Annotated in this window: 22 protein-coding genes and 1 riboswitch; of the genes, 9 read left to right on the top strand and 13 right to left on the bottom strand. The window is 70.5% G+C overall.

What is annotated here, in order from left to right; all coding sequences use genetic code 11:
* Positions 1–93 precede the first annotated feature (93 nt).
* From ACE1OC_RS12930 to ACE1OC_RS12905, 6 genes are all read left to right on the top strand, one after another.
* Positions 94–855, top strand: coding sequence for a L,D-transpeptidase (locus ACE1OC_RS12930; protein WP_407837139.1), 762 nt, complete (start codon positions 94–96; stop codon positions 853–855).
* Between the two features lie 147 nt (positions 856–1002).
* Positions 1003–2229, top strand: coding sequence for a L,D-transpeptidase (locus ACE1OC_RS12925; RefSeq protein ID WP_407837138.1), 1227 nt, complete (start codon positions 1003–1005; stop codon positions 2227–2229).
* A 103-nt stretch (positions 2230–2332) separates the two neighbouring features.
* Positions 2333–3100 carry an enoyl-CoA hydratase/isomerase family protein gene (locus tag ACE1OC_RS12920; protein WP_266904282.1) on the top strand — a complete coding sequence of 256 codons (768 nt, stop codon included), beginning with the start codon at positions 2333–2335 and terminating at the stop codon, positions 3098–3100.
* 229 nt (positions 3101–3329) lie between these two features.
* Complete coding sequence (locus ACE1OC_RS12915) at positions 3330–3833, top strand: ATP-binding protein (RefSeq protein ID WP_407837137.1); 504 nt, start codon at positions 3330–3332, stop codon at positions 3831–3833.
* A gap of 371 nt (positions 3834–4204) precedes the next feature.
* Positions 4205–4993 (top strand): polysaccharide deacetylase family protein, encoded by a 789-nt coding sequence (locus ACE1OC_RS12910; RefSeq protein WP_407837136.1) that lies wholly within the window; start codon positions 4205–4207, stop codon positions 4991–4993.
* On the top strand, positions 4990–6186 hold the full coding sequence (locus tag ACE1OC_RS12905) for a YncE family protein (protein ID WP_407837135.1): 1197 nt from the start codon (positions 4990–4992) through the stop codon (positions 6184–6186). The genes ACE1OC_RS12910 and ACE1OC_RS12905 overlap by 4 nt, the downstream gene beginning before the upstream one ends.
* Positions 6187–6261: 75 nt before the next feature.
* Here ACE1OC_RS12905 and ACE1OC_RS12900 read toward each other — a convergent pair whose 3' ends face one another.
* Positions 6262–7515 (bottom strand): cytochrome P450, encoded by a 1254-nt coding sequence (locus tag ACE1OC_RS12900; protein WP_407837134.1) that lies wholly within the window; start codon positions 7513–7515, stop codon positions 6262–6264.
* On the bottom strand, positions 7496–8284 hold the full coding sequence (locus ACE1OC_RS12895; RefSeq protein ID WP_407837133.1) for a tRNA-dependent cyclodipeptide synthase: 789 nt from the start codon (positions 8282–8284) through the stop codon (positions 7496–7498). Before ACE1OC_RS12895 ends, ACE1OC_RS12900 begins: the two co-directional genes overlap by 20 nt.
* Positions 8285–8542: 258 nt before the next feature.
* Between ACE1OC_RS12895 and ACE1OC_RS12890 the strand changes: the two genes are divergently transcribed.
* Positions 8543–8755 (top strand): EF-hand domain-containing protein, encoded by a 213-nt coding sequence (locus tag ACE1OC_RS12890; protein WP_243336380.1) that lies wholly within the window; start codon positions 8543–8545, stop codon positions 8753–8755.
* A gap of 45 nt (positions 8756–8800) precedes the next feature.
* On the opposite strand, the gene ACE1OC_RS12885 is transcribed toward ACE1OC_RS12890, so the two are convergent.
* From ACE1OC_RS12885 to ACE1OC_RS12865, 5 genes are all read right to left on the bottom strand, one after another.
* On the bottom strand, positions 8801–9355 hold the full coding sequence (locus tag ACE1OC_RS12885; protein WP_407837132.1) for a PadR family transcriptional regulator: 555 nt from the start codon (positions 9353–9355) through the stop codon (positions 8801–8803).
* Between the two features lie 162 nt (positions 9356–9517).
* On the bottom strand, positions 9518–10351 hold the full coding sequence (locus ACE1OC_RS12880) for an energy-coupling factor ABC transporter ATP-binding protein (protein ID WP_407837131.1): 834 nt from the start codon (positions 10349–10351) through the stop codon (positions 9518–9520).
* A complete protein-coding gene (cbiQ, locus tag ACE1OC_RS12875) occupies positions 10348–11097 on the bottom strand; it encodes a cobalt ECF transporter T component CbiQ (RefSeq protein ID WP_407837130.1) in 750 nt (249 codons plus the stop codon). The genes ACE1OC_RS12880 and cbiQ overlap by 4 nt, the downstream gene beginning before the upstream one ends.
* 4 nt (positions 11098–11101) lie before the next feature.
* Positions 11102–11437 (bottom strand): energy-coupling factor ABC transporter substrate-binding protein, encoded by a 336-nt coding sequence (locus ACE1OC_RS12870; RefSeq protein ID WP_407841544.1) that lies wholly within the window; start codon positions 11435–11437, stop codon positions 11102–11104.
* An 8-nt stretch (positions 11438–11445) separates the two neighbouring features.
* Positions 11446–12141 carry an energy-coupling factor ABC transporter permease gene (locus ACE1OC_RS12865; protein WP_407837129.1) on the bottom strand — a complete coding sequence of 232 codons (696 nt, stop codon included), beginning with the start codon at positions 12139–12141 and terminating at the stop codon, positions 11446–11448.
* Positions 12142–12169: 28 nt separating this feature from the next.
* A riboswitch (cobalamin riboswitch) is annotated at positions 12170–12364 on the bottom strand.
* 282 nt (positions 12365–12646) lie between these two features.
* On the opposite strand from ACE1OC_RS12865, the gene ACE1OC_RS12860 reads away from it, so the two are divergent.
* Positions 12647–13363 carry a flavodoxin family protein gene (locus tag ACE1OC_RS12860; RefSeq protein WP_407837128.1) on the top strand — a complete coding sequence of 239 codons (717 nt, stop codon included), beginning with the start codon at positions 12647–12649 and terminating at the stop codon, positions 13361–13363.
* Positions 13364–13372: 9 nt separating this feature from the next.
* Here ACE1OC_RS12860 and ACE1OC_RS12855 read toward each other — a convergent pair whose 3' ends face one another.
* Complete coding sequence (locus ACE1OC_RS12855; protein ID WP_407837127.1) at positions 13373–14629, bottom strand: MFS transporter; 1257 nt, start codon at positions 14627–14629, stop codon at positions 13373–13375.
* Between the two features lie 138 nt (positions 14630–14767).
* Here ACE1OC_RS12855 and ACE1OC_RS12850 point away from each other — a divergent pair, with 138 nt between their 5' ends.
* Positions 14768–15649, top strand: a complete 882-nt coding sequence (locus ACE1OC_RS12850; protein ID WP_407837126.1) for a winged helix-turn-helix transcriptional regulator — start codon at positions 14768–14770, stop codon at positions 15647–15649.
* A 208-nt stretch (positions 15650–15857) separates the two neighbouring features.
* Here the strand turns inward: ACE1OC_RS12850 and ACE1OC_RS12845 are convergent, their stop codons facing one another.
* The 5 genes from ACE1OC_RS12845 to ACE1OC_RS12825 form a co-directional block, all read right to left on the bottom strand.
* Positions 15858–16322, bottom strand: a complete 465-nt coding sequence (locus tag ACE1OC_RS12845) for an AMIN-like domain-containing (lipo)protein (RefSeq protein ID WP_420497899.1) — start codon at positions 16320–16322, stop codon at positions 15858–15860.
* Between the two features lie 196 nt (positions 16323–16518).
* Positions 16519–16926, bottom strand: a complete 408-nt coding sequence (locus ACE1OC_RS12840) for an SsgA family sporulation/cell division regulator (RefSeq protein WP_407837124.1) — start codon at positions 16924–16926, stop codon at positions 16519–16521.
* Between the two features lie 235 nt (positions 16927–17161).
* Positions 17162–17476 (bottom strand): hypothetical protein, encoded by a 315-nt coding sequence (locus ACE1OC_RS12835; RefSeq protein WP_250746332.1) that lies wholly within the window; start codon positions 17474–17476, stop codon positions 17162–17164.
* Positions 17477–17761: 285 nt separating this feature from the next.
* The gene (locus ACE1OC_RS12830) at positions 17762–19144 is read right to left on the bottom strand and encodes an L-serine ammonia-lyase (RefSeq protein ID WP_274549670.1); all 1383 of its coding nucleotides are present in this window, start codon (positions 19142–19144) and stop codon (positions 17762–17764) included.
* A gap of 154 nt (positions 19145–19298) precedes the next feature.
* The gene (locus ACE1OC_RS12825; protein ID WP_407837123.1) at positions 19299–20951 is read right to left on the bottom strand and encodes an APC family permease; all 1653 of its coding nucleotides are present in this window, start codon (positions 20949–20951) and stop codon (positions 19299–19301) included.
* Between the last annotated feature and the right edge of the window lie 88 nt (positions 20952–21039).

Here is a 21039-nt window from a genome sequence, read left to right as displayed (position 1 = left end):
GGTGACCCTGCCGGCCCACCCGGCGCGCCGGGGCCGGGCGGATCCGGTTGGCTCGGAGCCGACGGCCCGGCCGGCGGGCGCGAGGAGGTCCGTATGACCACAGGCGACGCGGCGGGCGCGATCGGCAGGGCGGCCGCAACGGCCGCGATCCTCGCGGCGGCCGCCCTCGCCGCCCCGCCGCCCGCAGCCGTGGCGGCCCCGTCCCCGGCCCCGTCGTCCCCGGCCGCATCCCCGGACCCGTCCCCGTCCCCGGCCGCGGAGGCCTGCACCACCTGGACCGGGCCCTACCAGCGCGAGCTGGAAGCCCACGTGGGCCGGACGGCCGACGGGACGCAGGACGCGGGGGACTGCGAGGCGATCCGCAGCTTCCAGCGGGCGAACGGGATCCGGCCCGCCAACGGCTACGCCGGGCTGGTCACCTACCGGACCATGGTCGCGGTCGCCGCCCGTACGAACCCCAACGCCGCCGGCGACTGCCCGGTCCGTCCGCACCGGGTGACCTGCGTGGACCTGGAGCGCCAGATCCTGTGGGTGCAGCGCGGCCGCACGGTGGTCTTCCCGCCCGTGCCCGTCCGCACCGGACGCGACGACGAGGAGACCCGTCCCGGCTGGCACGAGATCTACTGGCGCAGCGAGGACCACGTGTCCACGCTCTACGACGACTCCCCGATGCCCTACGCCCAGTTCTTCGACGAGGGCCAGGCCCTGCACGGCCGCCCCGGCAACCTGTACGCCCACGGCGGCTCGGCCGGCTGCGTCAACCTCACGGTCCCCGCCGCGCGTCGCCTGTGGGACCTGCTCACCGAGGGCGACGCCGTCTACGTATGGGGCACCAAGCCCGGCACGGAGGGCTGACCCCCGGCACGCGGGGCCGACTCCCGGCGCGCGGGCCACTCTTGGGACGGAACGGTGACACGACCGTACTGTCTCGTGATCCCCCATGTGATTTCCTGGCGATAAGCGCGCGACTGTCCGCGCGCGGGGGACATGGGGAGAACGATCGTGAACCTGCAGCCGATACGCGGCCGCGCCCGCACCGGCCTGCCGGCCCTCCTGCTGGGCGCGGCCCTGCTGTTCACCAGCGCGTGCAGCGGTGGAGGCAACGGGGGCGGCGCCGGCGGGAGCGGTGGCGGAGACGGAGGTACCGGCACGACCGGTACCGAGGCGTCGAAGGCCGTCGTGAGCGTCAAGCCGGACGACGGGGCCAAGGAGGTCGCGACGAGCGGCATCCTCAAGATAACCAGCACCGGCGGCAAGCTCACCACGGTGACGGTCGCCGACACCAAGGGCAACGCGGTGGAGGGCAAGCTCGCCGAGGACGGCGCGAGCTGGGAGCCCGTCCGCAACCTCGCCTCCGCCACCGAGTACAAGGTGCACGCGGTGGCCAAGGACGAGGCCGGCCGCGAGTCCGCGAAGGACACCACCTTCACCACGCTCACGCCCGCCAACACCTTCATCGGCCAGTACACGCCCGAAGACGGGTCGACGGTCGGCGTGGGCATGCCGGTCTCGATCAACTTCTCCCGCGGCATCACCAACCCCGAGGCCGTCGAGAAGGCCATCACGGTGACGGCCGAGCCCGCCGTCCCGGTCGAGGGCCACTGGTTCGGCAACGACCGCCTGGACTTCCGCCCCGAGAAGTACTGGGCCGCGGGCACCAAGGTCACGGTGAGGCTCGCGCTCGACGGAGTCGAGGGCCGCCCGGGGGTCTACGGCAAGCAGACCCGTACCTTCACCTTCAACATCGGCCGCTCGCAGGTCTCCACGGTCGACGCGAACAGCAAGCAGATGCAGGTGGTTCGCGACGGCCAGGTGCTCAAGAACATCCCCATCACCGCGGGCGCCCCGTCGACGACCACGTACAACGGGCAGATGGTCATCAGCGAGAAGTACAAGGTCACGCGGATGAACGGTGCGACGGTCGGCTTCGGCGGCGAGTACGACATCCCGGACGTCCCGCACGCGATGCGGCTGTCGAACTCGGGCACCTTCGTCCACGGCAACTACTGGGCCTCCTCCGGCACCTTCGGCTCGTCGAACGTCAGCCACGGCTGTGTCGGCCTGCGCGACGTGCGCGGCGGCGGCAGCGGTGACGTTCCGGCGGCCTGGTTCTTCAACGAGTCGCTGATCGGTGACGTGGTGATCGTGAAGAACTCCAAGGACAAGCAGATCGCCCCGGACAACGGCCTCAACGGCTGGAACATGGACTGGGCGGAGTGGATCAAGTAATCCCGCCGCGTCCGTAGTTCATCGGGGGCGGTGAGCGGGTGGCCCGGTGCTGTGACCCACAGCACCGGGCCACTTCGCGTTAACCGCCGCTAACCTTCCTCGTATGACCATCTCTCTCGAAGTCTCCGAAGGCGTCGGCGTTATCCGGCTGGACCGGCCGCCCATGAACGCCCTGGACATCGCCACCCAGGACCGGCTGCGCGAGCTCGCCGTCGAGGCGACCGACCGGGCCGACGTCCGTACGGTCGTCATCTACGGCGGCGAGAAGGTGTTCGCGGCCGGCGCGGACATCAAGGAGATGCAGACGATGGACCACGCGGCCATGGTCGCCCGGTCCCGCGGACTGCAGGACGCCTTCACCGCCGTGGCCCGGATCCCCAAGCCCGTGGTAGCGGCCGTCACCGGCTACGCCCTGGGCGGCGGCTGTGAGCTGGCCCTGTGCGCGGACTACCGGATCGCCGCCGACAACGCGAAGCTCGGCCAGCCCGAGATCCTGCTCGGCCTGATCCCCGGCGCGGGCGGCACCCAGCGGCTGTCCCGGCTGATCGGCCCCTCCAAGGCCAAGGACCTCATCTTCACCGGCCGCATGGTCAAGGCCGACGAGGCGCTGACCCTCGGCCTCGTGGACCGCGTCGTCCCGGCCGCCGAGGTCTACGAGCAGGCGTACGCGTGGGCCGCCAAGCTGGCGCAGGGCCCGGCCCTGGCGCTGCGCGCGGCCAAGGAGTGCGTGGACGCGGGGCTGGAGACCGACATCGACACCGGGCTGACGATCGAACGGGGCTGGTTCGCGGGCCTGTTCGCCACCGAGGACCGCGAGCGCGGGATGCGCAGCTTCGTCGAGGAGGGGCCGGGCAAGGCGAAGTTCTTGTAGGTCATCCCTGTGGGTGGATTAGCCAGGCCTTAAGGCAGCCTTAAGGCGAATCGTTGATCCACTCTGGGTGACCATTGTTGTGCGGTGCGTCACCGCAGGTCAGGGGGGTGTGACGACCTCCTTGTTGCCAGTTGCATATGCCAGGGCGGCCCCTCGGAATCCACGATCCCGGGGGGTCTTTTCCTGCGGAACGGCCCGAACGGCCGTACCGGCCCTCCATGATGGGTGCATGGCGGGTCTGGAGGGTGTGGAACAGCCGCGGCAGCGCAATAGCGCTTCCGCCGTACGGCTCACGGCGGCCCTGGAGGACGAACTGGGCCTCAAAGCACTGGAGTTGTACGGGAATCCGGCCGAGGCGGAAGTGACGCTGCCCTCGATGCCCGAGTCGGCCGGCACCGCCCGCCGGCTCACGCAGTGCGTGGTCGTACGCCTGTGGGGGCTCTCGCCCCAGATCGCCGAGCACACGGTCCTGCTGGTCTCGGAGCTCGTGGGCAACGCCGTCCGGCACACGGGGGCCCGGTCCTTCGGTTTACGGATGCTCAGGCGGCGCGGCTGGATCCGCGTGGAGGTGCGCGATCCCTCGCGCGGGCTGCCCTGCCTGATGCCGGTGCACGAGATGGACACCACCGGGCGGGGGCTCTTCCTCGTCGACAAGCTCTCGGACCGCTGGGGCGCGGACCTGCTGCCGCGCGGAAAGATCACCTGGTTCGAGATGCGGGTGGCCGACCGCTGAAACGCCAGAAACCCCCTGTCGCCGTTGTGGGGCGCTGCGGGGGTTTCATGGGTGTGCCGAGGATCGAAGGGGGTGTGATCCTCGGCAAGGACTTCGCTCGGGTCAACGGGAAGCCGTGATTCCGACTATGGCAGACGAGGGACCAAATGCCAAAAGTCCCAAGTTGGACATAAGTGTGTATACCCTAAGACTTTCTACCTAAATCTTAGGTGAGATGGGCCACGAGCCTCGTAATCATTGAATAAGTATCGACCGCTGTGAGTGAATCGTTGATCACATAGCGGACAGTCGCCATGTGCTGCCGGTTCGGCCGATGGTCCCGAATGGGGTCAATCAAGACCTAGGCGGGCATCCACCCCTTAAATGGGCGGGTGCTCTGCTACCCGGACCGCCGATCCGCCCTCCGTGCCGGCGCGGCGGTCGCCGCCGGCGCCCTCGCCGCCGCCTGTACCCCCGCGGGCCCCGCGGCCCCGGCGAAGGCCGCCCCGGACAAACCGGCGGCCCCGGCCAAGGCGGCTCCGGCCAAGGCGGCCCCCGCCCCGCGCCGGTTCGCCGGTCAGCCCGTGGAGATCGGGCACGGTCCCCGCGGCCGGCCCGGGGTCGCGCTCACCTTCCACGGCAACGGCGACCCCGCCGTCGCCAAGGCGGTGCTCGCCGAGGCGGAGCGGGCGGGCGCGCGGGTCACCGTCCTGGCCATCGGCGCCTGGCTCGACGCCCACCCGGAGATGGCCCGCCGGATCCTGGACGGCGGCCACGAGCTCGGCAACCACACCCAGCGCCACCTCGCGATCAACACCCTGCCCGAGGAGCAGGCGTACGCCGAGATCACCGGCTGCGCCGACCGGCTCAAACGGCTGACCGGATCCATCGGCACCTGGTTCCGCCCGTCCCAGACCCAGTACGCCACCCCGCTGGTACGAAAACTGGCCCAGCGGGCGGGCTACCCGCACGTCCTCTCGTACGACGTGGACTCCCTCGACTTCACCTCGCCCGGTGCCGCGGCCGTCGTCCGCACCGTCATCGGCCCGATCCAAGGCGGATCGGTGGTGAGCCTGCACTTCGGCTACGCGGACACGGTCGACGCGATGCCACCCCTCCTCGAAGAACTCGCACGCCGCAAACTGCGCGCGGTGACCACCACGGAGCTGCTGACCCCATGACGACCACCCGCCTTCCCCGGAAGGCCACCGTGTTGCTGGCCGGTCTGGTCCTCGCCGCCCTCGCCGGCTGCGGAGCGGCCGACAAGGGACCCGCCGAAGCCCTCGGCACGAAGGGGCCCGCCGCGCCCGCCAAGGCCGTACCGGCCGTGCCGGCCGTGCCGCCGGGCCTGGCCGGAATGCCGCCGCTCCTCGATCCGAACGACGTGTACGCGGCCGACCGGCCGAACAAACTCTCCCCGGTGGTCAAGGACTTCCCGTCCCGGGTCTACGTGCCGAACACCTCCTCCAACACGGTGTCCGTCATCGACCCGGTGACGTACAAGGTCATCGACACCATCCCCGTCGGCATCCAGCCCCAGCACGTGGTCCCCTCCTGGGACATGAAGACCCTCTGGGTCAACAACAACCGGGGCCACACGCTCACCCCGATCAACCCGGCCACCGGCGAGGCCGGCAAGCCCGTCGAGGTGCACGACCCGTACAACCTGTACTTCACGCCCAACGGCAAGTACGCGGTGGTCATGGCCTCGATGGACAAGGAGCTGGTCTTCCGCGATCCGCACACCATGGACCGCGTGAAAACCGTCCCGGTGACCTGTTTCGGCGTCAATCACGCGGACTTCTCCGCGGACGGCCGCTACTTCATCGTGAGCTGCGAGTTCTCCGGCGAACTGCTCAAGGTCGACACCGAGAAGATGGAGGTCATCGGCCAGCAGAAACTGCCGTTCGAGGGCGCGATGCCGCAGGACGTCAAGGTCTCCCCGGACGGAAAGACCTTCTACGTCGCGGACATGATGGCGCACGGCATGTGGGTGCTCGGCGGCGACAAGTTCGAGACCCCCAAGCTGCTGCCCACCGGTAAGGGCTGCCACGGCCTGTACGTCAGCCGCGACTCCAAGGAGATGTACGTCTCCAACCGGGGCGAAGGGTCCGTCTCCGTCTTCGACTTCACTCAGAACAAGCTGACGAAGAAGTGGGAGCTGCCCGAAGGCGGCAGCCCCGACATGGGCGGGGTCTCCGCCGACGGCAAGGTGCTGTGGCTCTCGGGCCGCTACAACTCCGAGGTCTACGCCATCGACACCACCACCGGCAAGCAGCTCGCCAAGATCCCGGTGGGCGGCGGACCGCACGGCCTCGCCGTCTACCCGCAGCCCGGCCGCTACTCCCTCGGCCACACCGGCATCTTCCGGTAGGGACGGGAATCCGGCAGGACGTGGGAGTGCCCCGGGGGCTCGCACAGCTCCCGGGGCACGCTCATGCGCTCACCGTCACCAGGCGACGGGGAGCCGCTCGGGAAGCCGCTTGATGAAGCCGGTCCGCCACACGAGGTTCTCCGCCGGCACCGCGAGACGCAGCTCGGGCAGCCGCTCGACCAGCACCTCCAGCGCGATCTCGGCGTGTGCCCGGCCCAGCGCGGAGGCCGGGCAGAAGTGCCGGCCGGCGCCGAAGGCGAGGTTGGCGTTGGAGCTCTCGCGCTCCAGGTCCAGCTCGTCGGGGTTCTCGAAGGCCTCCGGGTCGAAGTTGGCCCCCTCCAGCAGGACGAGGACCAGCTCGCCCTCCTTGACCAGCACGTCCCCGACCTGGATGTCAGCCAACGCGATGCGCGGCAGGCCGTCGCCGACGGACAGGTTCCAGCGGAGCAGCTCGTCCACGGCCTTGCCCATGCGCTCCGGGTGCTTGCGCAGGTACCCGATGAGCTCGGGCTTCTGCAGCAGCGCCAGGACCGCCAGGGTCAGGAACGCGGAGGTGGAGACGGCGCCGGCCCCGAAGAGCGAGACGGCGACGGTGGCGAACATGTCGTCGGTCAGGTGCGCCGACTCCGGGTCCGCCTCCTTCAGCTCGGCGAACTTGCCGAGGAGCCCCGTACGCTCCTCGGCAGGCAGCGCCAGCTGCGCCTTCAGCTGCTCCTCGAAGTAGCCGACGTCCTTGTACCAGTTGAGCGCGGAGTCGGCGAACGGCTCGCGCGCGGTCATGAACGCGACGTCCAGCCCCGACATCAGCCGCCGCCAGTCCTCGAACGGCACGCCCAGCACCTGGCAGTGCATGGCCGCGGAGAAGGGGTCGGCGAACCCGGCCCGCAGGTCGGCGGGCCCCCCTTCGGCGAGGAGCTGGTCGATGAGCTCGCCGGCCTTCGCGCGCAGCCAGTCCTGCAGGCCCTTCTGGCGCGGGTTGAGCGCCTTCATGACCGCGTTGCGCAGTCCGGCGCTGTTGATGTTGCCCATGTTGTTGACGACCTCGGGCGGGATCGTCAGTGCGTACTGGCGCGGGACGCCGGCATTGGCCGTGTCCTTGAGGCTGAAGCGCTCGTCCTCCAGCACCTGCTTGGCCAGCGCGTAGCTGCTCACCAGCCAGGCCGGGTCCCCGGTGAGGGTGCGGACCTTCGCGACCGGCGCCTTCTCGCGGAGCCAGGTGCACTCCTCGGGGAGCACGTCACCGCGCCGCGAGAGGGGGAAGTCGATGAGGGGCCCGGTGGTCTCTCCGCCTCTCTGATCGGAATGGGCCTCAAGCTGCTCGACGCTCATCGACGGTCCCTTCGGTTGGTGCGGTGTGCGCGTGCGTGTGCGTGATCGGGTGGTTCGGGTTGCTCTGCGCGCTTTCGGCCGCCTCGGGGCGCACCACGGCGTATGCCTGGTTCCTCGTCGCGCGGAGTCCCCCACCGCGCGCAAAGAGGACGTCGGTCATCGGCATCTTGACGTGGTAGGCCGCCACGGAGGACGGCACGTCGAGAATGCTCGGGGTGTCGATGAAGAACGGCAGCTCTGCCGCCATGTAATCGAAACACACCTGCAACTGTGCGTCGGTGATGGATTCACCTTCCGGCAACTTGGAGCCGACAAAGTGCAGGGCCATTTCCTCGCAGCCCTTGCGGAATTCGTCGTCGGTCTCCAGGAAATGGAGTACGCGTCGGTGCAGAAGTTGGTAGACGGGGTTCGTCTGGAACTCCGAAAGTGCCCTCACTCGGATCTCGGCGTTCGGAGGTCCTGATTCCTCCACGCCCTTGAGAATCCTTCGCCGGACTGCCTTGATTTCCTTCGTCGCACGCTTCTCCGCGTGTTCCCGGGTGTAGCCGAAGGCGGCGAACATCCCGTCCACGTGGAGGTCTGCGTAGACGAAGTCGACCTGTGCGAAGCGGGTCGTGGCCCATCGGGTGAGGCTGGATATGCGCTCGGAGCTGAAGTAGCTGTTGCCAGGACTCACTCCGATGAGCACATGGTCGCCGTCTTCCCAGATGTGGTGGCAAGTGCGGGTGAAGGGCAGAACTTCGAATGATGCGTCAGCTGTGATCGTCACCTGTGTGATCGCCCTTGTTGCTGCTTGTCCCTGGGAGCCCTGCGCTCCCGGTGTGGCGGCAATGTCACTACGTTATGCGGTGGCCCCGGAGCGTGACAAGTGGAGGCTTGAATTGTTGGCTGGAATTATCGCTTCCGCACTACGGAAGGGTAATTGAATTTCTATCTGCCGCTCGAACGGGACCCGGGGCGTGAGGGGGCCGGGCGTGCCGCTACCCTGAGCCGGTCAACAAGCACCAAGCAAGAAGGGGTGGACCCAGTGGCGGACATCGAGAGCGCACGGACGACGTTCGGCAAGTTCGACGTGAACGGTGACGGCTTCGTCACGGCCGACGAGTTCCGTTCGGCGATGGCGGAGATGGGCGACCCGTTCGTCACCGGTCCGGTCGCGGAGGCCGTGATCGCCGCCAAGGACTCGAACGACGACGGCCTGCTGAGCTTCGACGAGTTCTGGGCCTCCCTGAACAAGTAGGCATCCGCGCCGCCCCCTGGCCCCCTGTCGGGCCGGGGGCGCGCGTCAGGCCCGGCGCGGCCCGCCGGTCATGCCCTCCACCTCGGCGAGGGCCTCCTCCAGCCAGCGCAGCCAGAAGGTCTCCAGCCCGGTTCCCGCGTGCAGCACGACACGCCGCAGCCGGTCCTCGTCGGAGTCCCGGCCGGCCGGGAAATCCTTCTCCTCGATGCCCTCGTACACGGCCAACTGGGCCCGGTGCAGCTCCAGATGCCGCCGCAGCTCGGCGGCCAGCCCCTGCGGTCCGACCACCGCGGCCGCCCGGATCCGCAGCAGCAGGGGATCCCGCACCGCCTTGGGGTCCTGACGCTCCCCGACCCACCGCGCCAGCTCCCCGCTCCCGGCGGGCAGCACCTCGTACTCCTTCTTCTGCCCGCGCGCGGGACCCTCGCTGGGCAGCGCCCGGATCAGCCCCGACTCCTCCAACCGGCCGAGCTCGCGGTAGATCTGCTGGTGCGTCGCGGACCAGAAGTACCCGATCGACTTGTCGAACCGCCGGGTCAGCTCCAGCCCCGACGAGGGCTTCTCGAGCAGGGCGGTGAGGATGGCGTGCGGGAGCGACATGCGGCCATCCTAGGTTTGCGGCAGATCGAGGACCGCGATGCCCTTCTCCAGGGCGAGGGCCACGGGTTCGTCCGAGCCGCCCTTTCGACGGTGGCGACGGCGACCCGGTCCCCGTCCGGCCGGCAGGCCGTCCCGGCCTCGCCGTCCAGCCCCTCCGGCGAGCTACCGCCAGGCGGCCAGCGCCTCCGGGTTGCGGGGGCCGGGGGCGTCGGGAGCGAGCAGGCCGTGGGCCCGCAACAGCGCGGCCACCGCCGGGGACCAGGCCTGGCGCAGGCCCGCCTCGGTCAGGAGGGCCGGCTCCGAGAGGAGGGCCTCCGCCGGACCGAAGCGGATGCCCGCCGGGGTGAGGACCGCCGCGTCGTCGGCCCAGCGGACCGCCAGGTCCACGTCGTGGGTGGCCATGACCACCGTCGTGCCGGAGGCGCGCAGTCCCGCGAGGACGTCGAGGAGCCGCTCCTGGCCGTCCGGGTCCAGGCCGGCCGTCGGCTCGTCCAGGATCAGCACCCGCGGAGCCATCGCCACCGCCCCCGCGATCGCCGCGCGCTTGCGCTGGCCGTAGGAGAGCAGGTGGGTGGGGCGGTCCCGGAGCCGGGTGATGTCCAGGGCGGCGAGGGCCGCGTCCACGCGGGCGCGGACCTCCGGAGCGGACAGTCCCAGGTTCATCGGGCCGAAGGAGACGTCCTGTTCGACCGAAGCCGCGAACAGCTGGTCGTCGGGGTCCTGCACCACCAGCTGGACGGACGTGCGCAGCCGGGTCAGTCCGGCCCGGTCGTACGAGACCTCCGTGCCGTCCAGCCACAGCGATCCCGCGCCGGGCCGCAGGCCGCCGCTCAGCAGCCGCATCAGCGTGGTCTTGCCGCTGCCGTTGCGGCCCAGCAGGGCCAGCGCCCGGCCCGGCGCGATGGCGAAGTCGACGCCGGTCAGGACCGCCGGGCCGTCCTCGTAGGCGTAGCCCGCGCCGGACAGTTCCACCACCGGGTTCAGTGACGGGTTCACGAGTACAGCCCCTTCAGGGTGAGGGTCAGGGTGATCAGGGCCGCCAGCAGGCCGGCGGTGGCCGTCAGGAAGCGCCACGACAGGGCCGCCTCCGGTACGAGGACCCGCAGCGCGCCGTCGTAGCCGCGTCCGGCCAGACCCGCCTGGAGCTTGGCCGCGCGGTCGAAGGCCCGTACGAAGGAGGTGGCGGCCAGTCCGGCCAGGGAACGCCACAGCGCCGCCCGGCCGGTGTGCCCGAGCCGGGCGGCCTGGGCCCGGCGGACCTGGGCCATGGAGTCGAGCAGCAGGAAGCCGATCCGGTACATGACCAGGGCCACGTCCACCACGGGGGCCGGCACCCCGGCCCGGACCAGCCGGGGCAGTACGTCGGAGACCGGGGTGGTGAAGGCGAACAGCAGCAGCCCGAGCGAGGCCGCCGAGGTGCGCAGCAGCAGTTCGGCGGCGAGCCGGGGGCCGTCGGGGGCCAGGGACACCGGCCCCGCCGGGCCGCCGACCGCGAACAGCAGGGGCAGCGCCCCGGTGAAGCAGAAGCCGAGCGGGATCCGGAAGGCCCGCCAGAGCTGCCGGCCAGCCACCCCGGCCGGGCCGAGCAGCACGGCGAGGGTGGCGGCGGCCACCAGCGGCCCGCCCGGCCAGGGCGGCAGGCACACGGCGGTGACCGTCAGCCCGATCCCGAGCAGGGCCTTCTCCAGCGGGTGCCGGCCGCGCCAGCGACTGCCGTGCGCGGCCACGTCGATCGGCAGCACCCGGCTACGCCTCCGGTGCGGCGGCGGGAGCGGCCGCGGCGGCGGCCGCACCCTGGCGGCGGCCCTTGCGGACCCCGAAGTAGTACGCGAGGACGCCCGCGCCCAGCGCCGCCTGCAAGGCGAACAGCGCGGACTCGACCTCGCCGGAGGGGGGCTCGTACAGCGGGGAGAACCAGGGCTCGTAGTCCGGCTTCAGCTCGGTGATCGCCGCCTCCGCCTGCGCGTCGGCGCCGGTGAAGGGCTCCTCCTTGCCCTCGCCCAGCCCCAGGGCGATCGGCAGGACGGCCAGCGCCGCCACCAGGAGCAGCAGCAGGGTGTTGATCTTCGCGTTCTTGGACATGCCGTTCATCAGGCCGCCGCCTTCTCTCCGGTACGGGGGGCCGTCAGCTTGGCGACGCCCAGCCGGACCAGGTCCGACTTGCTCGACGCCATCAGCAGCCGCATCACCAGGACGGTCAGCAGCCCCTCGCTCACGGCCAGCGGGATCTGCGTGACCGCGAAGATCCCGCCGAACTTCGCGAGCGAGCCCGCGATTCCGGAGGCCGGGTCAGGGAAGGCCAGGGCGAGCTGCACGCTGGTGACGCAGTAGGTGACCAGATCGGCGAAGAAGGCGCCGAAGAACACGGTCACCATCAGCGGGAGTCCGGACTTCCGCAGGAGCCGGTAGACGGCGTAGCCCGCCCACGGGCCGGCGATGGCCATAGAGAAGACGTTGGCGCCGAGGGTGGTGAGCCCGCCGTGCGCCAGCAGCAGGGCCTGGAACAGCAGGGTGATCGTGCCGAGCACCGCCATGATCGGCGGCCGGAACAGGATCGCCCCGAGCCCGGTGCCGGTGGGGTGCGAGCAACTGCCCGTCACCGAAGGGATCTTCAGGGCGGACAGGACGAAGGTGAAGGCCCCGGACGCACCGAGCAGCAGCGTGCTCTCCGGGTTGGCCTTCACCTCGCGGGTGAGCGAGCGGACGCCGTGGACGACGAAGGGGGCGGACACGGCGCCCCAGGCGACCGCGTGCAAAGGGGGCAGGAACCCCTCGGCTATATGCATGAGTAGGGAGACCTCTCCAGCACCTCGTGGATGGACAACGCGCCCCGGCCGGTCTCCTGGCTCACGGGTTGACGTCCATGCTCCGCCTTCCCGGGCAGCGCGGAACCTCCCGCGCAGCCCAGTGGCTTTCCCGCAGGAGTGGAGCCGGACTTCCCGATCACAGTGGCGAGGGCCGCACCGGTTTCCCACCGGTTTCCCGAACACCAAGGCCCGCTGACCCTAGTCGGCCGCACGGACCGGGAACAACCCGCCCCAATCGCGCCGAGCGGTGACCGGATTCCGCTTGTGCGTCACGCCGCGTGTCGGCGCCGTCGCCGTCCGCCTCAATGCCCCGGGCTGAAAAGGGAGTTCCACAGCTCCGTGACCGCCGAAGGCGGGCTGTCCCGCGTCGCCGCACTATTCCGGCCGTGCTGTTTCACCCGGACGACCCGGACGGGTGCGGCCGGGTGGCGGGCCTGCCGTGTGCCGGTGAGTCTGGGCGGGTGGCTACCGGAGGAGCACGACGATGACTGACAAGGCCATGTCTCATGACGACCTGCGTGCCGTGGTGATCAACTGCACCCTCAAGCGGTCGCCGGAACGGAGCCACACGCAGGGCCTGATCGACATCAGCACCGGCATCATGCAGCGCCAGGGTGTCCAGGTCGAGGTCCTCAGGGCAGTGGACCTCGACATCGCGACCGGCGTCTGGCCGGACATGACGGACCACGGCTGGGAGACCGACGAGTGGCCGGTCATCTACTCCAAGGTCATGGCCGCGGACATCCTCACGCTGGCCGGGCCCGTATGGCTGGGTGACAACTCCTCGGTCATGAAGAAGGTGATCGAGCGCCTGTACGCCTGCTCGTCGATCCTCAACGAGCTCGGCCAGTACGCCTACTACGGCCGCGTGGGCGGCTGCCTGATCACCGGCAACGAGGACGGCGCCAAGCACTGCGCGATGAACGTCCTGTACAGCCTCCAGCACCTCGGATACGTCATTCCGCCGCAGGCGGACGCGGGCTGGGTCGGCGAGGCCGGCCCGGGCCCGTCGTACCTCGACCCCGGCTCCGGCGGGCCGGACAACGACTTCACGAACCGCAACACGACCTTCATGACCTGGAACCAGCTCCACCTGGCGAGGATGCTCAAGGACACCGGTGGCATCCCCGCCCACGGAAACCAGCGCTCCGAGTGGGACGCCGGCTGCCGGTTCGACTTCGAGAACCCCGAGCACCGTTGAGCTAGGCCGTCAGATGAGGTCGCGGTGGCGGCCCACCTTGGTGGAGAAGAGGTAGAGCGGGGGTAGGAGGGCGGCGGCGCAGACGGTCCAGAGCGCGGTACGGGCGCCGAAGTGGGTGGCGAGGAGGCCGGCGGTGAGCGCGCCGAGGGGCAGCGCGCCCCAGGAGACGAAACGGACCGTGGCCATCACGCGGGACAGCAGTTCCGGGGGCGACTGCGTCTGCCGGTAGGTGCGGGTGGTGATCGAGCCGATGACGGTGCCGAAGGCGAAGCCGGCGTTGCCCAGGGCGAACCAGTACGCGTCCCCCGCCGACGTGGTCAGCGGGGCGAGCAGGAGCAGCGCGCCGCCCGTCAGATCGGCCAGGATGATGCCCCGTGCGGTGCCGAGGCGTGTGGTCACGCGGACCGCGACGGCGGCGCCGGCGAGCGCGCCGACCCCGTCCATGGCAAGGACGAGACCGAGCTGCACGGAGTCGAGGCCGGCTCCGCGGACCAGGTAGAGGGGGGTGAGGGTGACGAGGGCCGCGTTGAGGAAGTTGGCGGCGGTCGCCCAGATCATGCAGGGGCGCATGACCGGGTGCTTGGTGACGTACCGCCATCCCGCGCGCATCAGCCGCAGCGCGCTCTCGCCGGTGCGGGGTGCGGGGCGGCTCTCGGGGAGGGTGCGCAAGAGCACGGCGGAGGCCAGGTAGCTGGCGGCGTCCACGACGATCGCGCCGACCGGGCCCGTCGCACCGATCAGGACGCCGCCGAGGGAGGGGCCGCCGGTGTCGGTGACGGCGTGCGTGCCCGACATGACGCTGTTGCGGGCGGCCAGCTGCCGGGCCGGGACGACGGCGGGCAGGAAGGTCGAGTTGCCGATGTCGAACAGCACGGTCGCCGAGCCGGTGACGAGCGCCGCGAACAGCAGGTGCGGATACGTGAGCGTGCCGATCCACCAGGCGAGCGGCAGCGATCCGAGCGCCGCGAACCGTACGAGGTCCAGCGTGACCTGGAGTCGGCGCAGCGGCACGCGCTGCGCGAGGACGCCGGCCGGGAGGCTGAGCAGCAGCCAGGAGACCTGCCCGGCGGCGGCGAGCAGGGCGACCTGGAAAGCGGTGGCGTCCAGAACGGTGAGGGCGACGAGCGGCAGGGCGAGGACGGTGACGGCGGTGCCTGCGCCGCTGACCGTGGCGGCGGCCCAGAAGCGCCAGAAGACGCCCGGCGATGAGGTCTCCCCTTCGTCGTCGCGTCGGTCGTGCTCTTGGATCGCCTGTGTTCCGCTCATGCGGAGCCCACCCCCGGGTCTTGTCAGTCTCTTTTGGGAACTCACTCGTTCCAGGTGAGTTTCTATCCGGAACTGACCCCATGGCGCAAGATGGTCCCGGCGAACGGCCGCCGTGCGCGCAGAAGTGGAGACGTAGTGATGAGGTCGATCCCCGAGCGGGACGCCGCCTGCGCGATCGCGCAAGCCGCGGCGGTGGTCGGCGACTGGTGGAGCCTGCTCCTGATCCGGGAGGCCGCCCGAGGACACCACAAGTTCGACGCGCTCCAGGAGGAGCTGGGCATCTCCCGGAAGGTCCTCGCCGAGCGCCTGGCGCACCTGGTGGAGACGGGAGTGCTGGAGAAGGTCCCGTACCAGGAGCGGCCGACGCGGCACGAGTACCGGCTGACCGAGAGCGGCCGGGGGCTGCTGCCGGTCCTGCTGTCGATGCAGGACTGGGCCGACCGCTGGCTCCTCGGCGACGGCTCTCTCAGCGGCACCGCCGGCGAGACGAGCGCGGAGGCACGGCGCGTCGCGGACCTGACGGGCCGGCGGCTGCCGCGCCTGCGGCTGTCCGGTCACCGAGACGGCGCGCCGGTTGACCCGGTGGCCGACAGCGTGGCCACCGTCCTGTTCTGCTATCCGGCGACGGGGAGCCCCAGCCCCCTACCGGAGGGCTGGTCGCGCATCCCCGGCACCGTCGGCTGCACGCTGGAGAACCGGCTCTTCCGGGACGCCTACGAGGACTTCCGCGCCGCGGGTGCGGAGGTGCGCGGCGTCAGCACCCAACGCCCCGACGAACAGCGCGTGTTCGCGAGCCAGGAGGGCATCCCCTTCACCCTCCTCTCCGACGTCGACCTCCACCTCGCCACCGCCCTGCGCCTGCCCACCTTTCGTGCCGGACAACTGCTGCGACTGAAGCGGACCGTGCTGGTCGTCGACCGTGACGGCACGGTGCGGCACGCGCGCTTTCCGGTGACGGACATCCCGGCAGCGGTGAACGAGGCGCTGGCCGAGGTGCGGCGCCTGGCCGCGGAGGACTGACATCGCGTCGTCGCGGGGTTCCGTCACAGGCGGGCGTCAGAGCCGATCTCGCAGGCAGGTGCGGACGCACCTGGCCGCCCTGCTCAAGGGGTCCGGCGGGATGCCGGCGCACGGCAACCGGCGCTCCCTGTGGGACGCGGGCCGCCGCTTCGACTTCCCGAATCCCGAGCACCGGTAGGCGCCGGCCCGGCCTCCCGCCGGCGGGTGCTCAGCAGACGTTCGGGTGCGCGATGTCCAGGACGAAGCGCTCCGGGGCGTGCAGCTTGAAGGAGGTGTAGGCGGGCTTGGTGTCGAAGGCGGCGCCGAAGGTGACGTACCCCTCGTAGTCGCCGGTCAGGGCGATGCCCTTCAGCTTGGGCAGGTAGATCTTGAGGAGCTTGGGCCCGCGGTAGACGTTGTTGCCCGCGTCGTCGTGTCCGGCGGCGGGGTGCAGGCGGATCTCCAGGAAGTACCGCCCGGCCAGCGGGACGGGCTTGCCCGACCCGTCGTAGACCAGCTTGGTGACGGGGGTGACGGTGACCCCGGGGACGTACCCCTGAAGGTCGATGACCACCCGGTCGTACGTGCAGTGACCGCCCCAGCGGGCATTGACGACGAGCGGAGTCTGGGTGGCTGTGGTGGTGGATGCGGCCGTGGTGGCTGCGGCGGAAGCCGGTGCGGCGAAGGCGAGCATGGTGGCGAGCAGTGCGCCCAACCCCAGTGCGGTGGCCTGCCGGCGGCGTGGACGGTTCATTGCGTCCCCTCGATTCCGAGAGACGGGGAACGGTGTCACCCGTGAAGACGCGCCCGGTACGGTCGTGGTTGCACCGGGATCACCCGCTCTGCCGGGTCCCGCCGGGTCCCACAGCGTACCGCCGGATTCGCCCCGGTCAGCTGGGCAGGAGGGCGTTCAGCTCGGCGTCGAGGTCGTAGTGCCGGTGCTCCTGGCCGCGGGGCACCAGCTCGGTCATCCGGCGGCACAGCGCCTGTACGTCCTTGGCCCGGGCCGACACCACGCACGACTGCTCGCCGTTGCTGAAGGCGAAGAAGACCCGCGGCTCGGTGCCCTTCCAGCGCGGCCACACCTGTATGTCGCCCTCGCCGGTGGCGCAGACGTGGCCGTCGAGCAGCAGTTCCCGGGAGAAGACCCAGCGGGCGAGGTGCATGCCGGCACCCTCGAAGTCGAGGGAGATCTCGTAGGGCCGCTCGGTGCGGTACACGAAGACGCCCCGCACCGGGACGGCCGCGGGCGCGGTCTCCAGGCGCAGCGGGAGGACGCGGTGTTCGGTGCCGGTCATGCGGGCGCCTCTCTCTCGGGGTGGGCACTCGCCGGCGCACGCGCCACAAAGCCCACTCGGGCAAGTTAGCCCACCCCAGGGCCCCTTTCCCGTGGCCAAAAGTCCCGTCCGGCCGGGCCGCTCGGCCCGACTTCGCCCGACGCACCGAGCCCCGGCCCGACGCACCGAGCCCCGGCCTCCGGGGGGAGGTCGGGGCCCGGCGGAAGGGCGTGACCGGGGCGGGCCCCGGCCGGAACTACGGGAGCGGGTTGTAGATGAAGGACTCGTGCGCGTTGGACTGGCCGATCGCGGTGAAGCCCGAACCGTTGGCCTGGGCGCCGTTGTTCTGGTTGGAGGCGCCGAAGCCCGAGGCGACCTGCTGGGCGGTGGAGGAGTTGCCGGTGTTGCTGCCGCCCACCCCGCTGCCGAGGACGCCGGCGAGGGCCGCGTTCGACGCGGTCCCGGCCGCACCGGCCCCGTTGTCGGCCTGGGCGACGCCCGAGAGGAGCGCGAAGGCGAGGGGGAGCGATGCGGCGGCCGCCATCACGCGGATGCTGCGGGTGCTTGCCATGTTTCAAGTCCTCCAGTTAAGCAAAACGGCTGTGGTCCAAGACGGTTGGCCGACCGCCGGGGGTGTGGACGCGACGTCGTGCCCTCACCCTGGCGTACGTGATCATCAAGAAACCAGCTCAGACTGCCTTGTTCCCCCTCAAGCGTGAGTAACTCACCGCCAAACCTCATATACCCCCCAATCTCGAACGAAGTTACTGGCGTAACCCACCCACCTGCCCGGCACGGGAAACGACGAAGGCCCCGACGCCAAGCGTCGGGGCCCGAATCGGTCAGACGGTGCGGGTCAGCACTCGATGACGTTGACCGCGAGGCCGCCGCGGGCGGTCTCCTTGTACTTGACCTTCATGTCGGCGCCCGTCTCCTTCATGGTCTTGATGACCTTGTCGAGGGAGACCTTGTGGCTGCCGTCGCCGCGCATCGCCATCTTGGCCGCGGTGACGGCCTTGACCGCCGCCATGCCGTTGCGCTCGATGCAGGGGATCTGCACGAGTCCGCCGACCGGGTCGCAGGTCAGGCCGAGGTTGTGCTCCATGCCGATCTCGGCCGCGTTCTCGACCTGCTCCGGGGTGCCGCCCAGCACCTCGGCCAGCGCGCCGGCCGCCATCGAGCAGGCCGAGCCGACCTCGCCCTGGCAGCCGACCTCGGCGCCGGAGATCGAGGCGTTCTCCTTGAAGAGCATGCCGATCGCTCCCGCGGCGAGGAGGAAGCGGACCACGCCGTCCTCGTCGGCGCCGGGCACGAAGTTCATGTAGTAGTGCAGGACCGCCGGGAGGACGCCCGCCGCACCGTTCGTCGGGGCGGTGACGACCCGGCCGCCGGCCGCGTTCTCCTCGTTGACCGCCATCGCGTAGATGGTCGCCCACTCGCTGCGGTGCATCATCGGGTCACCCTCGGTGCGCAGCTGGCGCGCCGTGGAGGCGGCCCGGCGCTTGACCCGCAGGCCGCCGGGGAGGATGCCCTCGCGGGACATGCCGCGCGCGACGCAGGCCTGCATGACGCGCCAGATCTCCAGCAGCCCCTCGCGGATCTCGTCCTCGGTGCGCCAGGCCTTCTCGTTCTCCAGCATCATCGAGGAGATCGACAGGCCGGTCTCGTTCGCGAGACGGAGCATCTCGTCACCGCTGCGGAAGGGGTACTTCAGCGGGGTGTCGTCGAGCTTGATCCGGTCCTCGCCGACCGCGTCCTCGTCCACGACGAACCCGCCGCCGACCGAGTAGTAGGTCTTCTCCAGCAGCGGGGTGCCCGCCTCGTCGTACGCGAAGAGCGTCATGCCGTTCGCGTGGTACGGGAGCGAGCGCCGGCGGTGCAGGATCAGCTGGTTCGGCTCGTCGAAGTCGATCTCGTGGCCGTCACCTATTTCCGTGCCGAGCAGGCGCAGGCGGCCCGTCTGGCGGATGCGCTCGACCTCGGCGTCGGCGGTCTCCACGTTCACGGTGCGGGGCGAGTGGCCCTCCAGGCCCAGCAGCACCGCCTTGGGGGTGCCGTGGCCGTGCCCGGTGGCCCCGAGCGAGCCGAAGAGCTCGGCCCGGACCGAGGCGGTCTGGGCGAGGACGCCGTCCTTCTTGAGCCGGGTCACGAACATGCGCGCGGCGCGCATCGGTCCGACGGTGTGGGAGGAAGAGGGACCGATGCCGATCGAGAAGAGATCGAAGACGGAGATGGCCACGGTTGCGGACTCCTATGTCTGCTCGTGGGTGGGAAGCGTGGGCAGGAGGGGCTGATCGGGTTGATCGGGGATGATCTGCGGATTTTGTCCGGCAGCCGAGCTTAACGCGGTGAGGTGAACAGCTCGGCCGCCGGACGGGTCGGGAGGGGGACGCTCAGGCGTGGCTCAGTGCGCGCTCCGGTGCGTCGGACTGCTCGGCGGCGCCGCTGTCGGCCCCGGGGGCGTCCAGGACCGGGTCGGGGCCCGGGAGGCCCGCGTAGTGGGCCTTGACCCCGGACCGTACGGCCCAGAAGTAGAAGCCCAGGGCCGAGAGGCCCACGAGGGCGATGTCCACGCCGCCCGGGATGATCCCGTGGCCGCCGAATTCCTTGCTGCCGAGCGCCGACAGGGTGCCGAGCCACAGCAGGAAGGCGATCATCCACCAGGCCGGGGCGAACTGCTTGGCCAGGTTCTTCTCGCCCTTGCGCTTGAGCACGACGGCCGCGATCGGGGCGGCGACCAGGGTGAGCAGCACCACCTTGCCGGTGTCGGGCCACTTGGACCAGTACAGGGCGCAGGCGGCGAAGGCGAAGGTGATCGGACACAGGATCCTGGCCGCCGGCAGGCGGAAGGGACGGGGCAGCTCGGGCTTGGTCCTGCGGAAGACGCCGACCGCGATCGGGCCGATGAGGTACGAGACCACCATCGCGGCGGAGACCACGCTGGCCAGGGCCTCCCAGCTGTGGCCGACGGTGACCAGCAGCAGGATCGAGAAGCCGAGGTTCAGCCACATCGCGGGACGCGCGGTGCCGTACTTCGGGTGGACCTCGCGGATCTTCTTCGGGAAGAAGCCGGTGTCCGCCAGGTTCTGCGCCATGTACGAGGCCGAGGCGACGTTGCCGATGTTGGCGCCGGACGGGGAGATGAAGGCACCGAACTGGAGCATCGTGACGACCCAGTGCAGCATCAGCATCTTGGCGAGGTCGGCGAACGGCGAGGAGAAGTTGATGCCGCTCCAGCCGCCGGCCTCGGCCAGCCTCGTAGGCGGGACACCGCCGATGAAGGCGATCTGCAGGGCCAGGTAGATGACCAGGCCGAGGGAGAGCGCGCCGACCAGGGCCAGCGGAATGGCGCGGCCGGGGTTCTTGGCGGCGCCGCCGAGGTTGACGACGGCCTGGAAGCCGTTGAAGGCGAAGACCACGCCGGAGGTGGTGACGGCGGTCATGACCGCCGACCAGCCGTTGGGCGCGAAGCCGCCGTGGTCGGTGAAGTTGCCGGTGTGGAAGCCGGAGGCGATCAGGGCGATCACGGCGAGCACCGGGATGGCGAACTTGACCAGGGTGAGGAGGTTGTTCGCCTTGGCGAGCAGCGCGACCGACCAGTAGCAGGCCAGCCACAGCGCCACGGTCAGGAACAGCGCCATCGCCATGCCGGAGGTCGTCAGCCCGCCGTTCTCGACCAGGCCCTTGGCCCAGCCGAAGTTCCAGGAGGACATGTACTGCGTACCGGCGATGGACTCGATCGGGATCAGGGCCGCGATGGCGATCCAGACCGCCCAGCCGGTGATGAAGCCCAGCACCGGCCCGTGCGAGATGGTGCCGAAGCGGGCCATCGAGCCGGGCAGCGGGTAGGCGGCGCCCACCTCCGCGTAGGACATGGCGATCATGCCGATGAAGACGGCACCGATGACCCAGGCGATGATCGCCGCGGGTCCTGCGACGGCGGCCGCCTGGCCCGCCCCGAAGAGCCAGCCCGATCCGAAGATCGAGCCGAGCCCGATCATGATCAGGGCGAAGAGACTGAGTCCCTTCTTGTTCGCTGCGCTCATGTCCATGGGGTGTGCTGTCCGTCCTGCCAGGGGGTGCGGTCGTTCCTTATTCGGAGCCTATTTGCCATTTATTGGAAGAATCAGCGGC

It is taken from the genome of Streptomyces stoeckheimensis (genome assembly GCF_045822005.1).
In the GTDB taxonomy this organism is placed as follows: domain Bacteria; phylum Actinomycetota; class Actinomycetes; order Streptomycetales; family Streptomycetaceae; genus Streptomyces; species Streptomyces stoeckheimensis.
This window is presented reverse-complemented; position numbering and strand designations above follow the sequence as displayed.

What these genes read in the sequence shown, in the direction of transcription:
- ACE1OC_RS12885 (WP_407837132.1), bottom strand. Translation starts at nt 9,355, where the DNA reads ATGTCGCTCCCGCACGCCATCCTCACCGCCCTGCTCGAGAAGCCCTCG.
- ACE1OC_RS12835 (WP_250746332.1), bottom strand. Translation starts at nt 17,476, where the DNA reads ATGGCAAGCACCCGCAGCATCCGCGTGATGGCGGCCGCCGCATCGCTC.
- ACE1OC_RS12865 (WP_407837129.1), bottom strand. Translation starts at nt 12,141, where the DNA reads ATGCATATAGCCGAGGGGTTCCTGCCCCCTTTGCACGCGGTCGCCTGG.
- ACE1OC_RS12920 (WP_266904282.1), top strand. Translation starts at nt 2,333, where the DNA reads ATGACCATCTCTCTCGAAGTCTCCGAAGGCGTCGGCGTTATCCGGCTG.
- ACE1OC_RS12825 (WP_407837123.1), bottom strand. Translation starts at nt 20,951, where the DNA reads ATGAGCGCAGCGAACAAGAAGGGACTCAGTCTCTTCGCCCTGATCATG.
- ACE1OC_RS12850 (WP_407837126.1), top strand. Translation starts at nt 14,768, where the DNA reads ATGAGGTCGATCCCCGAGCGGGACGCCGCCTGCGCGATCGCGCAAGCC.
- ACE1OC_RS12860 (WP_407837128.1), top strand. Translation starts at nt 12,647, where the DNA reads ATGACTGACAAGGCCATGTCTCATGACGACCTGCGTGCCGTGGTGATC.
- ACE1OC_RS12855 (WP_407837127.1), bottom strand. Translation starts at nt 14,629, where the DNA reads ATGAGCGGAACACAGGCGATCCAAGAGCACGACCGACGCGACGACGAA.
- ACE1OC_RS12845 (WP_420497899.1), bottom strand. Translation starts at nt 16,322, where the DNA reads ATGCTCGCCTTCGCCGCACCGGCTTCCGCCGCAGCCACCACGGCCGCA.
- ACE1OC_RS12915 (WP_407837137.1), top strand. Translation starts at nt 3,330, where the DNA reads ATGGCGGGTCTGGAGGGTGTGGAACAGCCGCGGCAGCGCAATAGCGCT.
- ACE1OC_RS12930 (WP_407837139.1), top strand. Translation starts at nt 94, where the DNA reads ATGACCACAGGCGACGCGGCGGGCGCGATCGGCAGGGCGGCCGCAACG.
- ACE1OC_RS12905 (WP_407837135.1), top strand. Translation starts at nt 4,990, where the DNA reads ATGACGACCACCCGCCTTCCCCGGAAGGCCACCGTGTTGCTGGCCGGT.
- ACE1OC_RS12870 (WP_407841544.1), bottom strand. Translation starts at nt 11,437, where the DNA reads ATGTCCAAGAACGCGAAGATCAACACCCTGCTGCTGCTCCTGGTGGCG.
- ACE1OC_RS12900 (WP_407837134.1), bottom strand. Translation starts at nt 7,515, where the DNA reads ATGAGCGTCGAGCAGCTTGAGGCCCATTCCGATCAGAGAGGCGGAGAG.
- ACE1OC_RS12840 (WP_407837124.1), bottom strand. Translation starts at nt 16,926, where the DNA reads ATGACCGGCACCGAACACCGCGTCCTCCCGCTGCGCCTGGAGACCGCG.